We start from the raw sequence: 17334 nt of genomic DNA on the forward strand, positions 1-17334 counted from the left end.
CAACCGATGTATAGGCGGTTGTTGGTGCTGGTAATCCACTCGCAGAACTGTTCCCATACGTTGGCGCTTTTGCGCTGTTGTAAGGTTGCGGTCATGTTTTTATGATTGCGATTAATTATTTATGAATTAGGCAGTTGTTTTTTTGCCTGTGTTATTACTTTACACTACTTTACAAAATCTCAGCATCTTTTTAATATGAGTAAAAACTATACAAATTGTCAGCTTTGCTTATCTTAGGGCTTACGCACAGACGCTACCTTTCCACGTCTCTGGGTGAGTAACCCATACAATAGTAATCGCAAGCCATAAGTCATCCCTACCAGTGAACTCACCTGCTACCAGCAATTCTGCTCAAACTCAATCGCGCAAAGCAGACCATATCCGCATCTGCTTAGAAGAAGATGTACAATTCCGCGCCACTACCAACGGACTAGAACGCTATCGCTTCACACATTCTTGTTTACCAGAAATAGATCGCGATGATATTGATCTGAGTGCAACTTTTTTAGGTAAAAAGCTGAATGCACCTTTGTTAATCTCCTCGATGACTGGAGGAACCGAACAAGCGGGAATTATTAACCAGCGTTTAGCCGGACTTGCCCAAGACTATAAATTGGCAATGGGTGTCGGTTCCCAAAGGGTAGCGTTGGAAAAACCCCAGGTAGCTGACACATTTGCCATCCGCAAGTATGCGCCTGATGTGCTGCTATTCGCTAATGTAGGTGCGGTGCAACTTAACTACAAATATGGTTTAGATGAATGTCTGCGTATCATTGATATGCTAGAGGCGGATGCTTTGATTCTGCACATCAATCCTCTACAAGAGTGTATTCAACCGAGAGGTGATGTGAATTTCCGAGGATTGCTTGACAAAATAAATCAGCTATGCACAAAGCTGCCAGTGCCTGTAATTGCTAAGGAAGTGGGCAATGGCATTTCCGGCGCAATTGCTGAAAAGTTGATTGCTGCCGGTGTACAAGCGATTGATGTGGCTGGCGCGGGTGGTACTTCCTGGGCAAAGGTAGAAGGAGAAAGGGCAGAAAGCGCTATGCAAAGGCGCTTAGGTCAAACCTTTGCGGATTGGGGAATACCCACAGCAGAGTGTATTACTAGTGTAAGAGCGATCGCTCCCCACATTCCTTTAATTGCCTCTGGCGGTTTGCGTGATGGACTTGATATAGCCAAAGCGATCGCTTTAGGTGCAGATATCGCCGGTTTAGCTATGCCTTTTCTGCAAGCGGCTGTAGACTCAGAAGCTGCTCTACAGGACTTAGCTGAGGTGTTAATTGCAGAAATTACCACAGTATTATTTTGCACTGGCAACGCAACTTTACATCAGTTAAAACACTCTGGCAGTTTACAGCGCCTACAATAAATGAGTAGCTAAGAATGGTTAAGCATAATTGGCTAACTACTAATAACTAAATAACTAATAACTAATGAGTAACTTCTTTAAACAAACTATTGCTAGCTTACTAGGCACTTTATTAGGACTGTTTCTGTTTGCTGGTGCAGGTACTACAGCACTTTTATTATTATTGTTTGCGGCTGCTAGTTCCAGCAATACCAGCCCAGTAGTTAAAGATAAATCAGTAGTGGTGTTCGACTTGTCCATGAACATTACCGACAGAGAACCGAGCGCTGGCGAGGAACTACAAAATAGATTTTCCGGTGTAACACAAGAGCGGATGACACTCCGTCATGTTATTGATAGTTTAGAAAAAGCACAACGAGATAAACGCATCGTGGCTATTTACCTAGATGGTAGTCGCGGAGTAAATAACCTGGGTTTTGCGTCGTTGAAAGAAATCCGCAAAGCTCTAGAAGAATTCCGCAAATCTGGGAAAAAGGTAATCGCCTATGGTGTGTCTTGGGACGAGCGAGAATATTACCTCAGTTCAGTAGCTGATACTATTGCACTTAATCCCTTGGGTGGACTAGAAATCAATGGGTTGAGTAGCCAGCCAATGTTCATCGCCGGAGCCTTGCAAAAGTACGGTATTGGCGTTCAGGTTGTACGAGCCGGAAAATTTAAGGGAGCAGTTGAACCCTTTGTGTTGGACAAACTCAGTCCAGAAAACCGCGAACAAACTCAAAAATTATTGGACGATGTTTGGGGTGAATGGCGTACCACTGTTGGCAATAGCCGGAAAATTAATCCACAAAAACTACAAGCGATCGCCGATAATCAATCTTTATTGGAAGCAACAGAAGCTAAAACTAACGGCTTAGTAGATCAGGTAGCGTACAACGATCAAGTAGTTGCTGACCTTAAGAAATTAACAGGTAGCGATAAAAAGGATAATACATTTACTCAAATTAGCTTGCGCCAATATGCTCAGGTACCCGGACAGTCTTTAGGTGTAGAAAAAAACTCTAAGAATAAGATTGCCGTAGTTTATGCCGAAGGCGATATTGTCGATGGTAAAGGCGATGATGGGCAAATTGGAGGCGATCGCTTTGCCCGCATCTTTAATAAAATTAGACAAGATGAAAATGTCAAAGCAGTTGTTTTACGCATCAATAGTCCTGGTGGTAGCGCTACAGCATCAGAAGTAATGCAGCGAGAAATACGCCTGACTCGTGAAAGTAAACCCGTTGTTGTATCTATGGGTGATTATGCCGCTTCTGGTGGTTACTGGATAGCCACCGACTCCAACCGCATTTTTGCCGAACCTAATACAATCACTGGTTCCATCGGTGTATTTGGTGTGCTATTTAACGGGCAAAAGTTAGCAAACGATAATGGTATCACCTGGGATGCTGTCAAAACGGCACGTTATGCTGATTCTCAAACCGTCGCTCGTCCCAAATCACCCCAAGAGATAGCAATTTACCAGCGTAGTGTTGACCGCATTTACAATATGTTTGTCAACAAAGTTGCTCAAGGCCGCAAGTTACCCACACAAAAAGTAGCCGAAATCGCCCAAGGTAGAGTTTGGTCTGGCGTAACTGCAAAACAAATTGGTTTAGTTGATGAAATTGGTGGTTTAAACGCCGCCATAGAATACGCAGCTAAAGCAGCCAAACTAGGCAAAGATTGGCAATTAAGAGAATATCCCAGAGAAAGTTCATTTGAAGAGCGCTTTTTTGGGGGAGTAGTCGAAGAAATTAGTACCACTTTGGGAATTAACAAGTTAGACGTTAAACCAAATGACCCATTAACAGTGCAAATCCAAAAAATCCAACAGGAAATCTCTGTTTTACAGACTATGAACGACCCACAAGGCGTTTATGCGCGGTTACCAATTAACTTAAAAATAGAGTAATTGTACAGACTAACTAAAAAGTTTTATTACACACCCTCACACCCTTACACCCTTACACCCCTCTCTTTGATCATCTTCCTCAATTTCTTGCCATCCGTGCATGGATGCTATGTTTTTAATCGCCCATTCCAAAATCATTGGTGGTGCTGCGGAAAGAAAAATACTGGGATAAACAGCAGTACCCCAATGAGGATGGACGATCACAGAACACTTGTTTTTTAAGACTGGATAATTAAGTAAAGCTTTCACAACTGCTGTATCATTGTGGGGAATCAACCCTGGGCGGGAAAGCATAGGGTAACCAGTACGAGGATCTATGAGGTCTGCTAGATAACCGCGATCGCGCAAATCAAAAGCTAAATCGCAACCAAATCTCATAAACTTTTCTCGCAGATGTTCTTTTTCTCTCTCAATTTCTGCCGTGCTTTTCACCAAAGGATATTTTGATTGCTGTAAGACAATCACAACCCAAAATAGAGTTTGCTCTTGCCAATCTGGTAATATCCGTTCGCGGTTGGCACAGATATACTGACTGGGGTAATGAATAGAAATTTGAACTGCTTGTCCCTGTTTGCCAACCAAATTAATGGGACGGCTTTGCTCCGCAGTATAAGCTCTGGGATAGTTCACCACATTGATTCGGTTTTTGCAACTTTTTAATTTATTCTTTAGAATCGATGATAACTCTTAATACTTCCAAAAATTCATCAAATTTTCAGCAATAGTTATGTCTTAGGGAAAATTTAGCCTGTACATTGCCAAGTTTTAATCTAATTTTTATATTTCATTAACCTTATCTAGTAATTTGTAATTTGTCATGGGTCATACTGACGGATTTAAGAATTATTACAGCCCCATTACCTATTACCCATGACCGCTTCTAAGAGCAGGCAATTTTACTAGTCCCAGAGAGAGGACAGTGACAAATCCGCAATTAATCAAGTTTTAAAGCGTTCACCGGCACTTCATCCCAAGAATTGACTGTTCGTAAGCGTGCTACCCAGCCAGAAGCCTTTTGATTATCCGTTAAGTTATTTTGAAACGACGCATGGCAATCTTGGGCTTGGGATTCGTTGCAAGAGGCAATACAGGCATGAATCATACCTGATGGATCAATCTGCTCATTTACCCAAATAGTCATAAACCACCCTCTGAAAAACAATTTACTTTTTGCGAATACTAGTTAGAACTAAAAATTCTACAGCAAACATCCCAGTTAACATCAGTAATTAGTAACAATAAAACACAATTACAAATTACTTAATACAGTAGTTCGTAGCGACTTCTCTATATAGCTCTGGGTTTAAATTTTAACCCTGCTTGCCTCTTTTCTCGTAACGACGACGGTAGAGTAATTCTAACTGTCCCCCATACTCCTGAATCCAGGCAATTTGACGCTGATAGAAGCCCCGGAAACTATTAGCAAAAAACAGGGTAAAGATAGCAACGACCAAGCCAGATGCAGTAGAAACTAAGGCTTCACTAATACCAGCCGTCACACCTGCCGTTTTTGTTCCTCCTACATCACCGATATTTAAAGATGCAAAGGAATTAATTAATCCCAAAACAGTACCAAGTAACCCTAATAAGGGCGCGAGACCAATTATGGTATCAAAAATATTTTGAAAGCGTTTGAGTACAGGTATCTCAGCTTGGGCTTCACTTTCTAAAGCCAATCGAAATTCTTCTGGTGTCGGCTCCTCCAATTCTAAAGCGGCGAGAAAAATTCGCGCGATCGGTAAATCAACATTTTGCCGTAATGCTTCTAAAGTGCTAACCACATTATCTAGTTGGTAAAGCCTGAGAACTTCCCGTACTATGCGGTTTTGCTTACCTGACAGTCTTACCCAAAAGCTGATACGTTCTATGATTAGCGCTACTGCTAATAAGGAGAACGCCAGCAGAGGCCACATAACCACGCCACCGGCCGTAAATAGATTCAGAATTCCCATCTGTTGCTCAACTTATTGATGCAAAACCAGATTAGCAGATTAGTAGTAAACATAGAGAATGCCATGATTCTTAATATCTATGGGTTTTCTAATAGGCTAAACGGATAGGAATTGTTATGACAAATTTTGTTCCCTGTCCTGATGAAGAAATGCACTGTAGCTTGCCACTATGTTTTTCAGTAATAATCTGGTAGCTAATCGATAGTCCCATACCAGTTCCTTTTCCCACAGGTTTAGTTGTAAAAAAAGGGTCAAACAAACGAGACTGTACCTCCTGGGGAATTCCTGTGCCGTTATCAGCAATTGCAACCACAACGCTTTCATCTACCAGGGAGGAAGTAATATGAATAGTTGGTTCTGGACAAAGCCCATTATAGAATGGTTCTTCTAGGGCATCAATGGCATTGGCTAAGATATTCATAAACACTTGGTTTAGTTGCCCTGCAAAACAAGGGATTTTGGGAATATCACCATACTCTTTGACAATTTCTATTTGCGGACGATGCTTATCAATTATTTCCTGTTTGTTCAAATTATCGGTGATGGGGTTTTGCTCACTGTAGGCGATCGCCTTGACAGTTTGTGCTTTAATCCGGTGTTGTAAGATTAACAAAGTACTATCAATGCCTTCATGCAAATCAGCCGTTTTAAACTCGGCTTCATCCAAACGAGAAAATATCCGCAAACTCAGCACAATTTCCCGGATACGAGATGCACCTATTTTCATCGAAGCCAATATTTTTGGTAAATCCTCCATAACATATTCAATCTCAGCTTCTTCTTGAGCTTCCTGAATCTCTAGCTCTGGATTGGGATAATATTTTTGATAAAGCTGAAATAAATTAAGTAGTTGCTGAATGTATTCGTCAGTGTAGTTGAGGTTTCCGTAAATAAAATTAACTGGGTTGTTGATTTCGTGGGCGATACCAGCAACTAATTGTCCCAAAGAAGACATTTTTTCATGCTGGATTAATTGTGATTGTGTAACTTTGAGTTCCTGTAAAGTCTTTCTGAGGGAAATATTTTTTTGTTGCAGTGCTTGTGTCCGCTCTTCAACTCTTTGTTCTAATGTTTGGTTATAAGCTTCTAGCTTTTTTTGCCCTTCGTATTGTTCCGCCAGTAGTAACTTGACTTGTTGAATCAACTGATTCAAAGAAATAGCTAGAATACCAACCTCGTCTTCAGTGGTAACGCAGGCTTGGAGATTAAAGTTAGAGTCTTGGGTAACTCGTTGTGCAATCTGAGTAACGGCTTGCAGGGGACGAGTAATTGTTCTAGCTGTTAAAAATCCAGCGATCGCTACAATAGCACTACCCAACACATACAAAAACCCCAAATGTTTCCATAGTCTCCATCGTGCTACTTCTAGTAGAGATGTGGGATACAACACCGTGGTGGTCAAAGTCTGAGTAGCCCCAGAAAATAAAATGCTTTTGGCTAAATAGTTGCGTTTGTTAACCATAATTTGTGTAACTGGCAAATTAGGGGTAGGGAATTGCCAGTTACCTTGCTGCACGGCTAATAGGGTTGTCGCAACTATACGATTGTTTCTTTGAGTAATTAAATGTTTGGAAGAACCAGCAGCAATTTTTTTTAAGAGGGTATCATCTACAGACTTACCAATGATGATTCCTCCTAGTAATCCTATCGATGATTTGATTCCATAAGTCACTGTCTGGAGAATTTGTGTCCCACCATCCGCATCTACGATATCAGCGATTTGCGCTCCACTACTAGCACTACTGCTAATTACTTGATCTAATAATTTCGCTTGAATTAGGGATGTGCTACGTAAATCTGTCAGGACGTTACCGTTAGGATCAACTACCTTCAGCCAATCCAATCCTAATACAGTCTTCAGTGGCAATAATATCTGCAACAGCAACCCTTGATCCCGTTCCTCAATAGCTTGGCGAAGTTTATCTTGATAGGAAATCAGTTTGATTTCAGTTCCTAGAGTTTCCTGTTCATTTTGAAAATCCTGATAAACCCGCTCAGTAAAATTTTTCACATCTTGACGGAAATTCTGTTCTAAACTCTCTGTAAACCAATGGCCTATAACTACTAAACCCAACATGAATACACTTAGATAAACTATGAGTAAGGGTATGACAATTTTTTGGCTCAGATTTAGCCGCCGAAAAAATCTCTGCATAGTTAGTTATTCAATTGATGAGGTAGGGACAAAGCCATTATTTTTGAGAATTTTCTCGCCTTCTTTGCTAAATATAAAATTAATAAAATTCTCAGTTGAGGCAGAAGGTTTTTTATCCCAAATTATGCCAATCTGACGTACCATTTGGTATTTACCACTGGTGAAATTTTCGACAGTGGGGGCAATACCATTGAGGCTGAGGCGATTGATTGGTAATTTCTTAATTACAGAAGTTGCTAAAGAAAAAGCACCAATAGAATGAGGTGTAATCTGTAAAGTTTCGATTAATTCTCCTTCCTTATTTAAAATAACTGCTTTAGTTGTAGTTTTATCATCTCCTAAATAGTATTTTCGCAATAATTTTTTTGCCGACTCATCTTCAGGTCTATCCAACACAATAATGTTTGCATTGGAGCCACCCAATTCTTGCCAATTAGTAATTCTACCTTGATAAATTGCTTTTAATTGCTGATTCGATAAATTGGTAACACCTTTCACGCTTTTGTTGGTAGCAACCAATAACAAATCCTTTGCCACTTCACGATATTGAATCTGACCGTTATCTTCTGCTTTTTTAATTTTATGACTACTACCAGCAATATCAATGATGTCATTTTTTAAGGCAGCGATCATTCCCTCTGACTGATTATCAGAAATAAATTCTATTTTGACGTTTTTATTTTGGGTTTGATAAGCTTTTGCTAATAGTTTTAACACTGTTACGGTGGAACTGGAACCACCAATCTTAATTATCTTCTGGTTTGTGGAACTTGTAGTACTAGCAACTTGATTAGAGGTTTTGGATGTACTGGAGTTAATTGATGCACAACTGCACAAACCTAAAAGTATACTTCCGATGATTATTGAGTCAGCAATCTTGGTCATGGGTGAATCTCCAAATATCTCTAAACCCACTATTAGGCCTAGACATTCCCACAATTAATATTCCCTGATTATCATCAAGAGTAACAGTATTGGGTATTTATTAGTATTGTAAAATACTTTATATATGGGATTGGATAACAGTATTTTTACTATGCAAAAGCCCGAAAAGCTTTTATTTACGTTAAATAAGATTGAAGTTATTGTGAAATATTAGATACTAACTTTACATAAATATATTATTGAGATTTTCTTTTAATTAGCTGTGTTGTAGAAACTCAACTGTAGGTAATAAAGGGTCAGTAACTACGGCGACACCAGTAAAACCCCAGCGTTTGAGCAAACTTCCCAACTGTGTACCCGGAATAGATTCGATAGTAAAGCGATGCGCCACATCTGCCGCATGGGTGTTGAGATAGCTTAAAGCCTCAAAATTTTCTCGAAATAATAACAAATAGCCAGACTCATCCTCATGAGGACGAGCAGTAATATAACGACCATCAGCTTTTGAGCGTATTAGATAATGTACTTCGGACAACATGGGGAGATGGGTGAGGAGAAATGTTAACTGTTGACTGTTGACTGTTAATTATTCTAAACGGATGCGTGGGTCGGCTACTTTGAGTAATAAATCAGCTAGTAAGTTGCCTACATTAAGCAAAACGGCGCTCATGACTAAACTTGCCATGACTAAATACTGGTCTTTGGCGATGACTGCTTGCAAAGTTAATCTACCTAAACCTGGCCAGTTGAAGAATTGCTCGGCGATAAATGCACCGCCTAATAAACCAGCTAACTCAAATCCTAACAGAGTAATTAGGGGATTGATGGCATTACGCAGCGCATGAACGTAAATCACGCGATTTTCTGGTAGTCCTTTGGCGCGTGCTGTTTGAATATAATCTTGCCGCAGTACGTCTAATAATTCGCCGCGAGTGATGCGTTGTAAACCGGCGAAACTGGTGATACTTAAGGCGATGGTAGGTAAAATCATGTGCCAGCCGATATCAATAATTTTACCGAACCAAGATAAATCAGCGTGGTCGATGCTTGTCATCCCACCTACTGGAAACAGAGGCGAACTGACTTGAGCAAATACGAGCAGAAACAACACAGTAATAAAGCTGGGGAATCCCTGCCCCGTGTAGCTAATCACCTGTAAAATTCTGTCAGTGGCTCGATTTTGTTTGACAGCAGCAACAATACCTAAAGGAATAGCGATCGCCCATGTCATGATTAAAGAAGCGATCGCTAATACTAAAGTTGCTGGTATTCTCTCCCATAACAGTGATGAAACTGAGCGCTGGTAAACAAAACTCGTGCCAAAATCTCCTTTGGTGAGAATCCGCCATAACCACAGCCAAAACTGTTCCACCCAAGACTTATCTAAACCAAACTGTCTTTTGAGTTCTTCGATGCGTTCGGGTGAAATTTTCGGATTTTGCCGCAATGTATCTACATAATCCCCAGGAGATAATTTCATGATGAAAAATGACAGCGCCGAAGCCAAAAACAAAGTCAACAGCGCCTGCAAAATCCGCTTCACCACATAAATAAACGTCTCGCTGGTAACTAGCCTAATCAGCCAATCCCAACTGCTTTCCCAGGTAATTCTTGTAGATGTCACGTCGCTTCGCTCCGAATTCAAAATTCAAAATTCAAAATTAACAGTCTCTATACATTCATTTAGACGGCTCGTCTCCTTCGTTCATTCAATAGTCAATTTCTACGATTTTGGACTATTGACTGTGGACTTTAAGTCGTTAACTAATATTCCACTAAGGAAATAATGGGTACATCGGGTAGATGTTTTCGCCCTTGTAAATCCCGTAGCTCGATAATAAACCCAAATCCCACTAATTCGCAGCCGATTTGCTGCACTAGTTTGGCTGTGGCGCTGGCTGTGCCACCTGTGGCAATCAAATCATCTACAATTAATACTCGACTATCTGGATGTAAAGCATCCCGATGTACTTCTAAACAGTCAGTGCCATATTCTAATTCATATTCAATCGAGTGAACTGCTGCGGGTAACTTACCTTTTTTGCGGACAGGAATAAAACCAGCCCCTAATTTATAGGCTAAGGGAGTACCAAAAATAAACCCCCGTGACTCCATACCAATAACGTAATCTATCTCTAAGGTTGCTTCAGAGCATTTTTCCGCTAAAAAGTCAATAGTATATCGTAATCCTTGGCGATCGCGCAGTAGAGTAGTGATATCTCGAAATAAAATTCCGGGCTTAGGAAAATCAGGGATGTCACGAATGAGAGATTTTAAATCCATAGATTGGGTACTGGGGATTGGGTATTGGGTATTGGGTACTGGGTTGGGGATTGGGTACTGGGGGTTGGAGCGGTTATCAGTTCGGAGCAAGGAATTATTACCCGCTACTCCTCATACTTCCTCTTCTCCCTCTTCTTCATCCCTAGTCCTGAGTCCCCAATCCCTAGCCCCTTACTTACACCTGAAAAATCGTACACTATAATGTCATACGCTTGGGCTAAAGGCTACTATCTCGTTATCCATTGACGATAGAGGTAATCTACATCAAGCTTAAAGATGGATTTATACTCATAAAGCAGGAGAATAAAATTATGCTTTAAAAACACAGATGTACTTATAGGTCAATTGCTGAGTAAAACAATTTAAGTAATGTGTATATCAAATAGCCAGGCTAATACCGCGAGTTTAATCTTGTAGTTTAGCTGTTTATCTTAAATTAGTTGTACTAGTTTTATCTAGTTTATTAGAACTGCACAAGGTATTTGAGAGAATGAATGCTTCTGCTAGCTTAACGCCGTTTAACAGTCCAACGCCTCCATCTGTGCCGATGATTTTGGATACTTTACCAGATCCTGCGATCGCTGGACAGGGATGTCCTGCAAGAACTAGGTTGCAAATTGATTTAATTTTACTGGCAATTGAAGCTCTAGAATTGGGTGGTTCTGAAGCTATCCTGACTTTTGCGGCAGAATTGGACTTGAAAGGAATTGTCAAGGATCGGGTGAATTTGTGGCGAATGCGGAGTTCCAACCCGATTAGACGAGCGCATATTCGCCGCCCTTTAACCATTATGGAAGCAAAGGCTTTAGTCGTGATTGCTTGTTACATAGCTCGGCGCTTAACAGTAGTCATCCGCCAGATGTTGATGATTTGTCAACAAATGAATGACAAGCAAATTCCCCTAGAACAGAATTTACGCTTATCTAATTATTTAGAAAGATTTAGAGCGCATTTTAAGAGTAGAATGAATGCCCGCCGTTTTGGTGCATTAGCATTAAATTCTGATGAAAAATTAGATGAACTAGCGATAAATCTGTTAGGACAATTGTTATTTTGTACTGGCACTGCTGGGATGCAGCGATTTTGGATCAGTCTATTTGACGGTGAAGTGGAATGAATATTCAACGAAAGTACAGTCTACCTAATTGTACGTTGCTTTTAGAAGGATTAAGTGATGCTAGTAGAGGCGCGAGTTTTCAGGAATTGCGCCCTGAACTGTCTATTTTGGTAAATGCAGAATGTTATTTATCTGGATACAGTCAACCCTTGGTGGGAGGAAGGGAATTTTTTGAAAGTTTAGTCCGAGCAGTAAGCGGTTATGCTCAAGAATTTTTGAGTAGTGTGCCGAATCCCCAAGCGCACAACCAAGATTCAGAACTAGTGGAAATCCAAAAAATAGATACTAATCATCACAAGTTAATCGTACATTCTGAGAATGCACCAGAGGAATTTAATACAAACGCTAATTATAATAAACAACCAATTGAAATAGATTTAAATACGGTGCAGTTGTTTGATTTGGTGGAAGCTGTAGATCAGTTTTTCGCTGACACCCAAACTTTACCGGAATTATCACTAGAATTACAACCAGTTACTAGACGTTATGGTGGTGCTAGTCAACTTGTCCTCAAACAGGCAGTACCTGCAACTATTGGTGTTTCCAGTTTAGCTGTAGCAGCGATCGCCTTTAGTCTCATTCCTGCGCCACAAATACGTGTACCAGAGCCAAAACCAGAGGAGCAAACCAATTCCAATGCTCCCACCACCAATCCCACTCCTGCATCAACAACCACACCCATAGCAGCAGCCACTCCCACTACAACGGCGGTACCCATACCAGAAGCAACTCCCACCGCTACACCCGCCGCCACAACACAACCCACGGTTAAAGATTTAGAAGCGCTTTTAAATACAGTTTCAGAAATCACAGATCCTTCCCAACTGCGGGCCTTAAATCGGCAAGTTTGGAACCAAATCGAGCCGGCTTGGAATAGTCGTTCCGCCGTGAAGGAAAATTTGATTTACCGTGTTGGTGTGGCTGCGGATGGAGCCATTGTAGGTTACAAAGCAGTTAACCAAGAAGCCAACGCCGGGATTGAATTAACACCCCTGCCCAACCTACTTTATAATCCAGCGAATCGTCCTCCCATTGCCAATGAACCGATCGCCCAATTTAAAGTAGTATTTACCAACAATGGCGTATTAGAAGTTAGTCCTTGGCGCGGTTATGTCAGAACACCAGAAGTAATCGGGGCAAAAATTACCGATGCTAACATCGTCAAAGATTTAAACCAAAAACTTTTCGATACTGTACGTCAAAATTGGAGCGGTAAGCCCACCTTTACCAAAGACTTGAAGTATCGAGTAGCCGTCACTAAAGAAGGCACAATTGCTGACTATGAACCCCTAAATCAAGTCGCTTTTGACTATTTCCGCGAAACACCTCTACCCAGGATGTTCCAAGCGGTTTACGGTTCCAATGCAGCCGCGCCCAACAACAAAGAACCTCTTGCACATTACCAAGTAGTCTTTCAACCCAGTGGCAAATTAGAAGTCACTCCTTGGCAGGGATATAGGTAGCTGGGGACAAAAAAGTCAAAAGTCAAAAGTCAAAAGTCAAAAGATTTTTTCTTTTGACTTTTGCCTTGGATTGGGGATTGGGGAGCAAAAATTACTACTCAGCACCGCTAACAGTACTCAGCGCTCCCCCTTTCCCTATTTTGAATTGATTTATCTTGTAATTCTCCGCATATAATTTCCCCACAACTGGGCGGCTTGAGCGCTGCTACCAGAGGTAGGGGAATTATCGTCGTTTCCTAGCCAAATACCTGTGACTAAGCGACGGTTGGGAATAAAGCCAATAAACCACAAATCAACGTTTTTATCGGTTGTACCTGTTTTACCTGCTTCCCCTAAACCAATAGCGGCGCTACGTCCTGTACCTCTGGTAATCACAGCCTGCATTAAATCGGTCATCTGGTCGGCTATGGGTTGTGGTAAAACTCGCTTGTTAGCTTCGCGATCGCTATCAAAGGAATAAATCACGCGACAGGTTTTCAGATCATTGCGATCGCTACAGTCGCTACTGTCTAAAATTCTGTTAATAGCATGGGGTGGATTCCATACACCACGATTACCAATCGCCCCAAAAGCTCCAGTCATTTCCAAAACATTAACTACACTCTGACCCAAAACTAAACCCGGTACTGCGTCAAGTTGAGACTTTACCCCCAAACGTTGCGCCATTGATACTACCTTATCTAACCCAACTTCTCTGGCAATTCTCAAAGCCACGGGATTTTCCGATAGAGCCAATCCTGTAGCCACATCCATGTTCACACCAGCACCAGAGCGACAAGGCCTGTAAGTAAATCCCTGCCAAGTCAAAGGAGCGCAAGAATATGTCCTAGATGCAGGTATTCCTTGCAGAAGAGCTTGGGTATAAGCAAAAATTTTGAAGGTAGAACCAGGTTGTCTTTTAGCTTGTACAGCCCGATTGAACTGGCTAGTTCGATAGTCAGTTCCCCCTACCATTGCCAAAATACTACCAGTTCTACTATCTAGGGTCACCATTGCCCCTTGAGAAAAGCGAAAAGTTGAACCGGCTGTACTAACTGAATTCCGCAAAGCTGTTTCTGCTTGAGCTTGAATGGCTGGATCAAGTTGGGTTTCAATGATGTAATTACCCTCCCTGGCGGCTCCCTCCCCTAAAATTGCTTCTAGTTCTTGGAAAACATAATTATAAAAATAGGGTGCAATTGTCTTGGCTTGTTGTTCACAAACCTTGGGGCTAACTTGGACAGTGGATCTTCTGGCTCGGTTCGCTTCTTCTGGCGTAACCTTACCCATTTCCAACATCCGCTTCACCACGCGATTGCGATAGTCGGCGGCTTCTAGTTTATTGGGGCCACTGCCACAAAAATCAAAAGCATTGGGCGCTGGTAAAATTCCCACTAAAGTGGCTGCTTCTGCCAAAGTTAATTCTTTAGCTGGCTTATCAAAATAAAATTGTGCTGCGTCTTCAAAACCAGAGGTATCTGCCCCCAAAAATACCCGATTTAGGTACATCAGCAAAACTTCATCTTTGCTGTAAAAGGCTTCTAGCTTCAGAGAAACGATCGCCTCTCGTAATTTCCGTCCCAAGGAGTCTTGTCTACCAACATAATCACGAAACAAGCTCCGGGAGACTTGTTGGGTAATAGTACTGGCTCCTTGTTGGACATCGCCACTGCGAGTATTGATTAATACTGCTCGCAAAATCCCCAAAGGATCAACCCCAAAATGCCAGTTAAAGCGGCTATCCTCAGAAGCAACCACCGCCGCCGGCAAATAAGGGCCAAAGTCTTCTAACCGCTTCATGTCTACATGAGAAACAGTCCGAGGCTCACGTAAGGGGGTACTACCATCGCGGGCATAAACAACTACTGGAGCGCGAGTTGTTGTTGGTAAAGGCCGGACAGAAAACTTTAGCCATTCCACGCCAATAACCAATGCTAATAAGGCGCTAGCACCGCCTATACCATAGCCTGCCCAAGTCGCCGCCTTGACATACCAGGGTGGCGGATCGACGTATTGTAGGCGCACAGAGGCAGCTAATTCTGGCGGCCCTAAGGTAAGAATATCCCCGTGACGCAGCTCTAAGGTACTAACTCGCCGCTTACCGCGATAGATGCCGTTAGTAGAGTTTTCGTCTTTAATGATGAAAACTGGGGTACGCTGGCTAGAATCCCGCGATAGAGACAAATGAATTTGGCTAACTACTGGGTTACGAATCACTATGTCACTGGATTTAGAGCTACGACCGAGAACATAGCGATCGCCCAGTAGCGGATACACCTCTGCTTTATCCGCCCCCGCATCCTGCACCCAGAGTTCCGGTACCTTGGCATTAGGCTTGAGCGCCAGCTTGGAAAAGTCAACCCTAGCTTGAATTGTATTGACTGCTTGCGTCAGTTGACCAAGTAACGTTTGTGGCTTGTGAGGGGGTTGGGGGGAATTCATCGGCTATTTACATCACAATTTATTTGTACTGCGTGTGTCAGTTGTCATCCGTCATGGGTCAGTTGCTTTTGTTTTGGATTTAGTTCCCCATCCCCTTGTGGGTGGTTTTAACAATCTTGTCCCCTGCCACTGACTACTGACTACTGACAAAACTCCATTACCTCGTAGGTGGAGTTTTTATTAGCTCAGATTCAGGCAAATACCAATCTCAACTTTAGTCTTTCATCATTATTTTACTCTTAACCCAAAAATAATTTTGCTGTACGGGATTATTCTAGATTTAATCTTACACCAACATTATATCTAGACCGTAAATACACTTTGTTTACTCCATTACTGCATATCCACAGAGAAAACATTTATAACTAATTAGTAATGCCCATTTTATCTAACTATTAAACACTTAAACACAATATTTAACAGGTTTAATTTTGTACTTTCATACATCTCCCATCAATAAATTACCAATGCAAATTTTACTGCTTGGATGTATCTACCCCATAGACAACAAAGACAAACATCTTCCTAAATGAATATTTTCTAAAATTACATTGTCTGATTTAATAGTGCGAAGTGTTCCGTTTCCGTGTGAGGTTAAGTTCAGAATGAAGGGAAAATCTCTGACTTTGATTGGTACAGCTTTGACTTTAGCTCTCACAGCTAATTTTGCTGTTGCACAATCCAGTAAATCCCAAATTGCCCAATCAAGTGAATCGTCCACCAGTTCACCAACGGAAATCCAGCTATCACCAGAAGGATTTGAAATTCTCTGTAAGCGTTTCCCCCTCAATTCCCGTTGTCAAGGCAATAGCGCAGTTACGCCTAGCGGTTCTAGTGATACTACCGTAGATACTCAGCCTGCATCTAGCGAAACTCCAGCAACACCAGCGCCAGATAGCACTACTCTACCTGCACCTAGTGAAACTCCAGTAACCCCAGCACCAGGTAGCACTACTCTACCTGCACCTAGTGAAACTCCAGTAACTCCAGCACCAGGTAGCACTACTCTACCTGCACCTAGCGAAACTCCAGTAACTCCAGCACCAGATAGCACTACTCTACCTGCACCTAGCGAAACTCCAGTAACTCCAGCACCAGATAGCACTACTCTACCTGCACCTAGCGAAACTCCAGTAACTCCAGCACCAAGCAGTAATTCTCCTGGTACTGTTCCCGATTCTGGTGTACCTACAACGCCTACTCCTGGTAACTAAGCTTTTCATTTCAGGTGACTGAAAAACTATAGTTAAAAAAGAAAAAGGCTAGGAAGGATTTATCCTAGCCTTTTTCTTTATCTAGACCTGTGATGAGAATTAGGTGGTTTCTGTAAGGAAGCCAGTAGCAGGCAAACAATACCGATACTAATGAATGAATCTGCCATATTAAACACGGCAAAATTAATTAAGCGAAAATCTAGAAAATCAACTACATAACCTAAAGCAAACCTATCAATCCCATTACCCATAGCACCGCCCAGAATCAAGCCATAACCGAGTTGATCCCAACGATCTAAAACTGGGCCTAACAATGCCAACCCTATTAATAATAAACTTACTCCCAAGGATAACCAGCGTAGCCACTCTACTTTTCCACTAAACAAACTAAAAGCTGCACCCGTATTTGTGACGTAAGTAAAGTGAAATATTCCCGGTAAGATTGGTAGTGTCTCGCCTAAACTAAAGGTTTGCACGACCCAGTATTTGGTTAGTTGGTCTACAAAGAAAGCAATAAAGGCAGCTATCCAGAAAAGGCGATTTTTGAAACGCATGGCAAATTTAGTCAATAGTCA

The 17334-nt window shown here is 41.7% G+C and carries 15 protein-coding genes; 5 read left to right on the forward strand and 10 right to left on the reverse strand.

What is annotated here, in order from left to right:
- Window positions 1-322 precede the first annotated feature (322 nt).
- Both fni and sppA read left to right on the forward strand, forming a co-directional pair.
- Entirely contained in the window at window positions 323-1375 is a 1053-nt protein-coding gene (gene fni / locus H6G14_RS13080; protein WP_190567823.1) for a type 2 isopentenyl-diphosphate Delta-isomerase, read from the forward strand.
- Between the two features lie 64 nt (window positions 1376-1439).
- A complete protein-coding gene (gene sppA, locus H6G14_RS13085) occupies window positions 1440-3269 on the forward strand; it encodes a signal peptide peptidase SppA (RefSeq protein WP_190567824.1) in 1830 nt (609 codons plus the stop codon).
- 36 nt (window positions 3270-3305) lie between these two features.
- Here the strand turns inward: sppA and H6G14_RS13090 are convergent, their stop codons facing one another.
- From H6G14_RS13090 to H6G14_RS13125, 8 genes are all read right to left on the reverse strand, one after another.
- The gene (locus H6G14_RS13090) at window positions 3306-3902 is read right to left on the reverse strand and encodes a methylmalonic aciduria and homocystinuria type D protein (protein WP_190567825.1); all 597 of its coding nucleotides are present in this window, start codon (window positions 3900-3902) and stop codon (window positions 3306-3308) included.
- 301 nt (window positions 3903-4203) lie between these two features.
- Complete coding sequence (locus H6G14_RS13095; RefSeq protein ID WP_010998720.1) at window positions 4204-4410, reverse strand: hypothetical protein; 207 nt, start codon at window positions 4408-4410, stop codon at window positions 4204-4206.
- Between the two features lie 169 nt (window positions 4411-4579).
- Window positions 4580-5221 (reverse strand): MotA/TolQ/ExbB proton channel family protein, encoded by a 642-nt coding sequence (locus H6G14_RS13100; RefSeq protein ID WP_190567826.1) that lies wholly within the window; start codon window positions 5219-5221, stop codon window positions 4580-4582.
- Window positions 5222-5309: 88 nt separating this feature from the next.
- A complete protein-coding gene (locus H6G14_RS13105; protein ID WP_190567827.1) occupies window positions 5310-7376 on the reverse strand; it encodes a sensor histidine kinase in 2067 nt (688 codons plus the stop codon).
- 6 nt (window positions 7377-7382) lie between these two features.
- Window positions 7383-8261 (reverse strand): substrate-binding domain-containing protein, encoded by an 879-nt coding sequence (locus H6G14_RS13110; protein ID WP_190567828.1) that lies wholly within the window; start codon window positions 8259-8261, stop codon window positions 7383-7385.
- A gap of 256 nt (window positions 8262-8517) precedes the next feature.
- Window positions 8518-8799, reverse strand: coding sequence for a hypothetical protein (locus H6G14_RS13115; protein WP_010998716.1), 282 nt, complete (start codon window positions 8797-8799; stop codon window positions 8518-8520).
- 48 nt (window positions 8800-8847) lie between these two features.
- Complete coding sequence (locus H6G14_RS13120; RefSeq protein ID WP_011319244.1) at window positions 8848-9885, reverse strand: ABC transporter permease; 1038 nt, start codon at window positions 9883-9885, stop codon at window positions 8848-8850.
- 140 nt (window positions 9886-10025) lie between these two features.
- Window positions 10026-10544 (reverse strand): adenine phosphoribosyltransferase, encoded by a 519-nt coding sequence (locus tag H6G14_RS13125; RefSeq protein ID WP_190567829.1) that lies wholly within the window; start codon window positions 10542-10544, stop codon window positions 10026-10028.
- A gap of 490 nt (window positions 10545-11034) precedes the next feature.
- Between H6G14_RS13125 and H6G14_RS13130 the strand changes: the two genes are divergently transcribed.
- On the forward strand, window positions 11035-11661 hold the full coding sequence (locus H6G14_RS13130) for a DUF3038 domain-containing protein (RefSeq protein ID WP_190567830.1): 627 nt from the start codon (window positions 11035-11037) through the stop codon (window positions 11659-11661).
- The gene (locus tag H6G14_RS13135; RefSeq protein ID WP_190567831.1) at window positions 11658-13124 is read left to right on the forward strand and encodes a DUF4335 domain-containing protein; all 1467 of its coding nucleotides are present in this window, start codon (window positions 11658-11660) and stop codon (window positions 13122-13124) included. The genes H6G14_RS13130 and H6G14_RS13135 overlap by 4 nt, the downstream gene beginning before the upstream one ends.
- A 150-nt stretch (window positions 13125-13274) precedes the next feature.
- Here the strand turns inward: H6G14_RS13135 and H6G14_RS13140 are convergent, their stop codons facing one another.
- On the reverse strand, window positions 13275-15545 hold the full coding sequence (locus H6G14_RS13140) for a transglycosylase domain-containing protein (RefSeq protein WP_190567832.1): 2271 nt from the start codon (window positions 15543-15545) through the stop codon (window positions 13275-13277).
- A gap of 605 nt (window positions 15546-16150) precedes the next feature.
- Between H6G14_RS13140 and H6G14_RS13145 the strand changes: the two genes are divergently transcribed.
- Entirely contained in the window at window positions 16151-16759 is a 609-nt protein-coding gene (locus tag H6G14_RS13145) for a hypothetical protein (protein ID WP_190567833.1), read from the forward strand.
- Window positions 16760-16836: 77 nt separating this feature from the next.
- Here H6G14_RS13145 and lspA read toward each other — a convergent pair whose 3' ends face one another.
- Window positions 16837-17313 carry a signal peptidase II gene (lspA, locus tag H6G14_RS13150; protein WP_190567926.1) on the reverse strand — a complete coding sequence of 159 codons (477 nt, stop codon included), beginning with the start codon at window positions 17311-17313 and terminating at the stop codon, window positions 16837-16839.
- Between the last annotated feature and the right edge of the window lie 21 nt (window positions 17314-17334).

The sequence above is a fragment of the Nostoc parmelioides FACHB-3921 genome, assembly GCF_014696625.1.
GTDB classification, from domain to species: Bacteria; Cyanobacteriota; Cyanobacteriia; order Cyanobacteriales; family Nostocaceae; genus Trichormus; species Trichormus parmelioides.

What these genes read in the sequence shown, in the direction of transcription:
- H6G14_RS13130 (WP_190567830.1), top strand. Translation starts at nt 11,035, where the DNA reads ATGAATGCTTCTGCTAGCTTAACGCCGTTTAACAGTCCAACGCCTCCA.
- H6G14_RS13100 (WP_190567826.1), bottom strand. Translation starts at nt 5,221, where the DNA reads ATGGGAATTCTGAATCTATTTACGGCCGGTGGCGTGGTTATGTGGCCT.
- sppA (WP_190567824.1), top strand. Translation starts at nt 1,440, where the DNA reads ATGAGTAACTTCTTTAAACAAACTATTGCTAGCTTACTAGGCACTTTA.
- H6G14_RS13145 (WP_190567833.1), top strand. Translation starts at nt 16,151, where the DNA reads ATGAAGGGAAAATCTCTGACTTTGATTGGTACAGCTTTGACTTTAGCT.
- H6G14_RS13095 (WP_010998720.1), bottom strand. Translation starts at nt 4,410, where the DNA reads ATGACTATTTGGGTAAATGAGCAGATTGATCCATCAGGTATGATTCAT.
- H6G14_RS13110 (WP_190567828.1), bottom strand. Translation starts at nt 8,261, where the DNA reads ATGACCAAGATTGCTGACTCAATAATCATCGGAAGTATACTTTTAGGT.
- H6G14_RS13140 (WP_190567832.1), bottom strand. Translation starts at nt 15,545, where the DNA reads ATGAATTCCCCCCAACCCCCTCACAAGCCACAAACGTTACTTGGTCAA.
- H6G14_RS13125 (WP_190567829.1), bottom strand. Translation starts at nt 10,544, where the DNA reads ATGGATTTAAAATCTCTCATTCGTGACATCCCTGATTTTCCTAAGCCC.
- H6G14_RS13105 (WP_190567827.1), bottom strand. Translation starts at nt 7,376, where the DNA reads ATGCAGAGATTTTTTCGGCGGCTAAATCTGAGCCAAAAAATTGTCATA.
- H6G14_RS13135 (WP_190567831.1), top strand. Translation starts at nt 11,658, where the DNA reads ATGAATATTCAACGAAAGTACAGTCTACCTAATTGTACGTTGCTTTTA.
- H6G14_RS13115 (WP_010998716.1), bottom strand. Translation starts at nt 8,799, where the DNA reads ATGTTGTCCGAAGTACATTATCTAATACGCTCAAAAGCTGATGGTCGT.
- lspA (WP_190567926.1), bottom strand. Translation starts at nt 17,313, where the DNA reads ATGCGTTTCAAAAATCGCCTTTTCTGGATAGCTGCCTTTATTGCTTTC.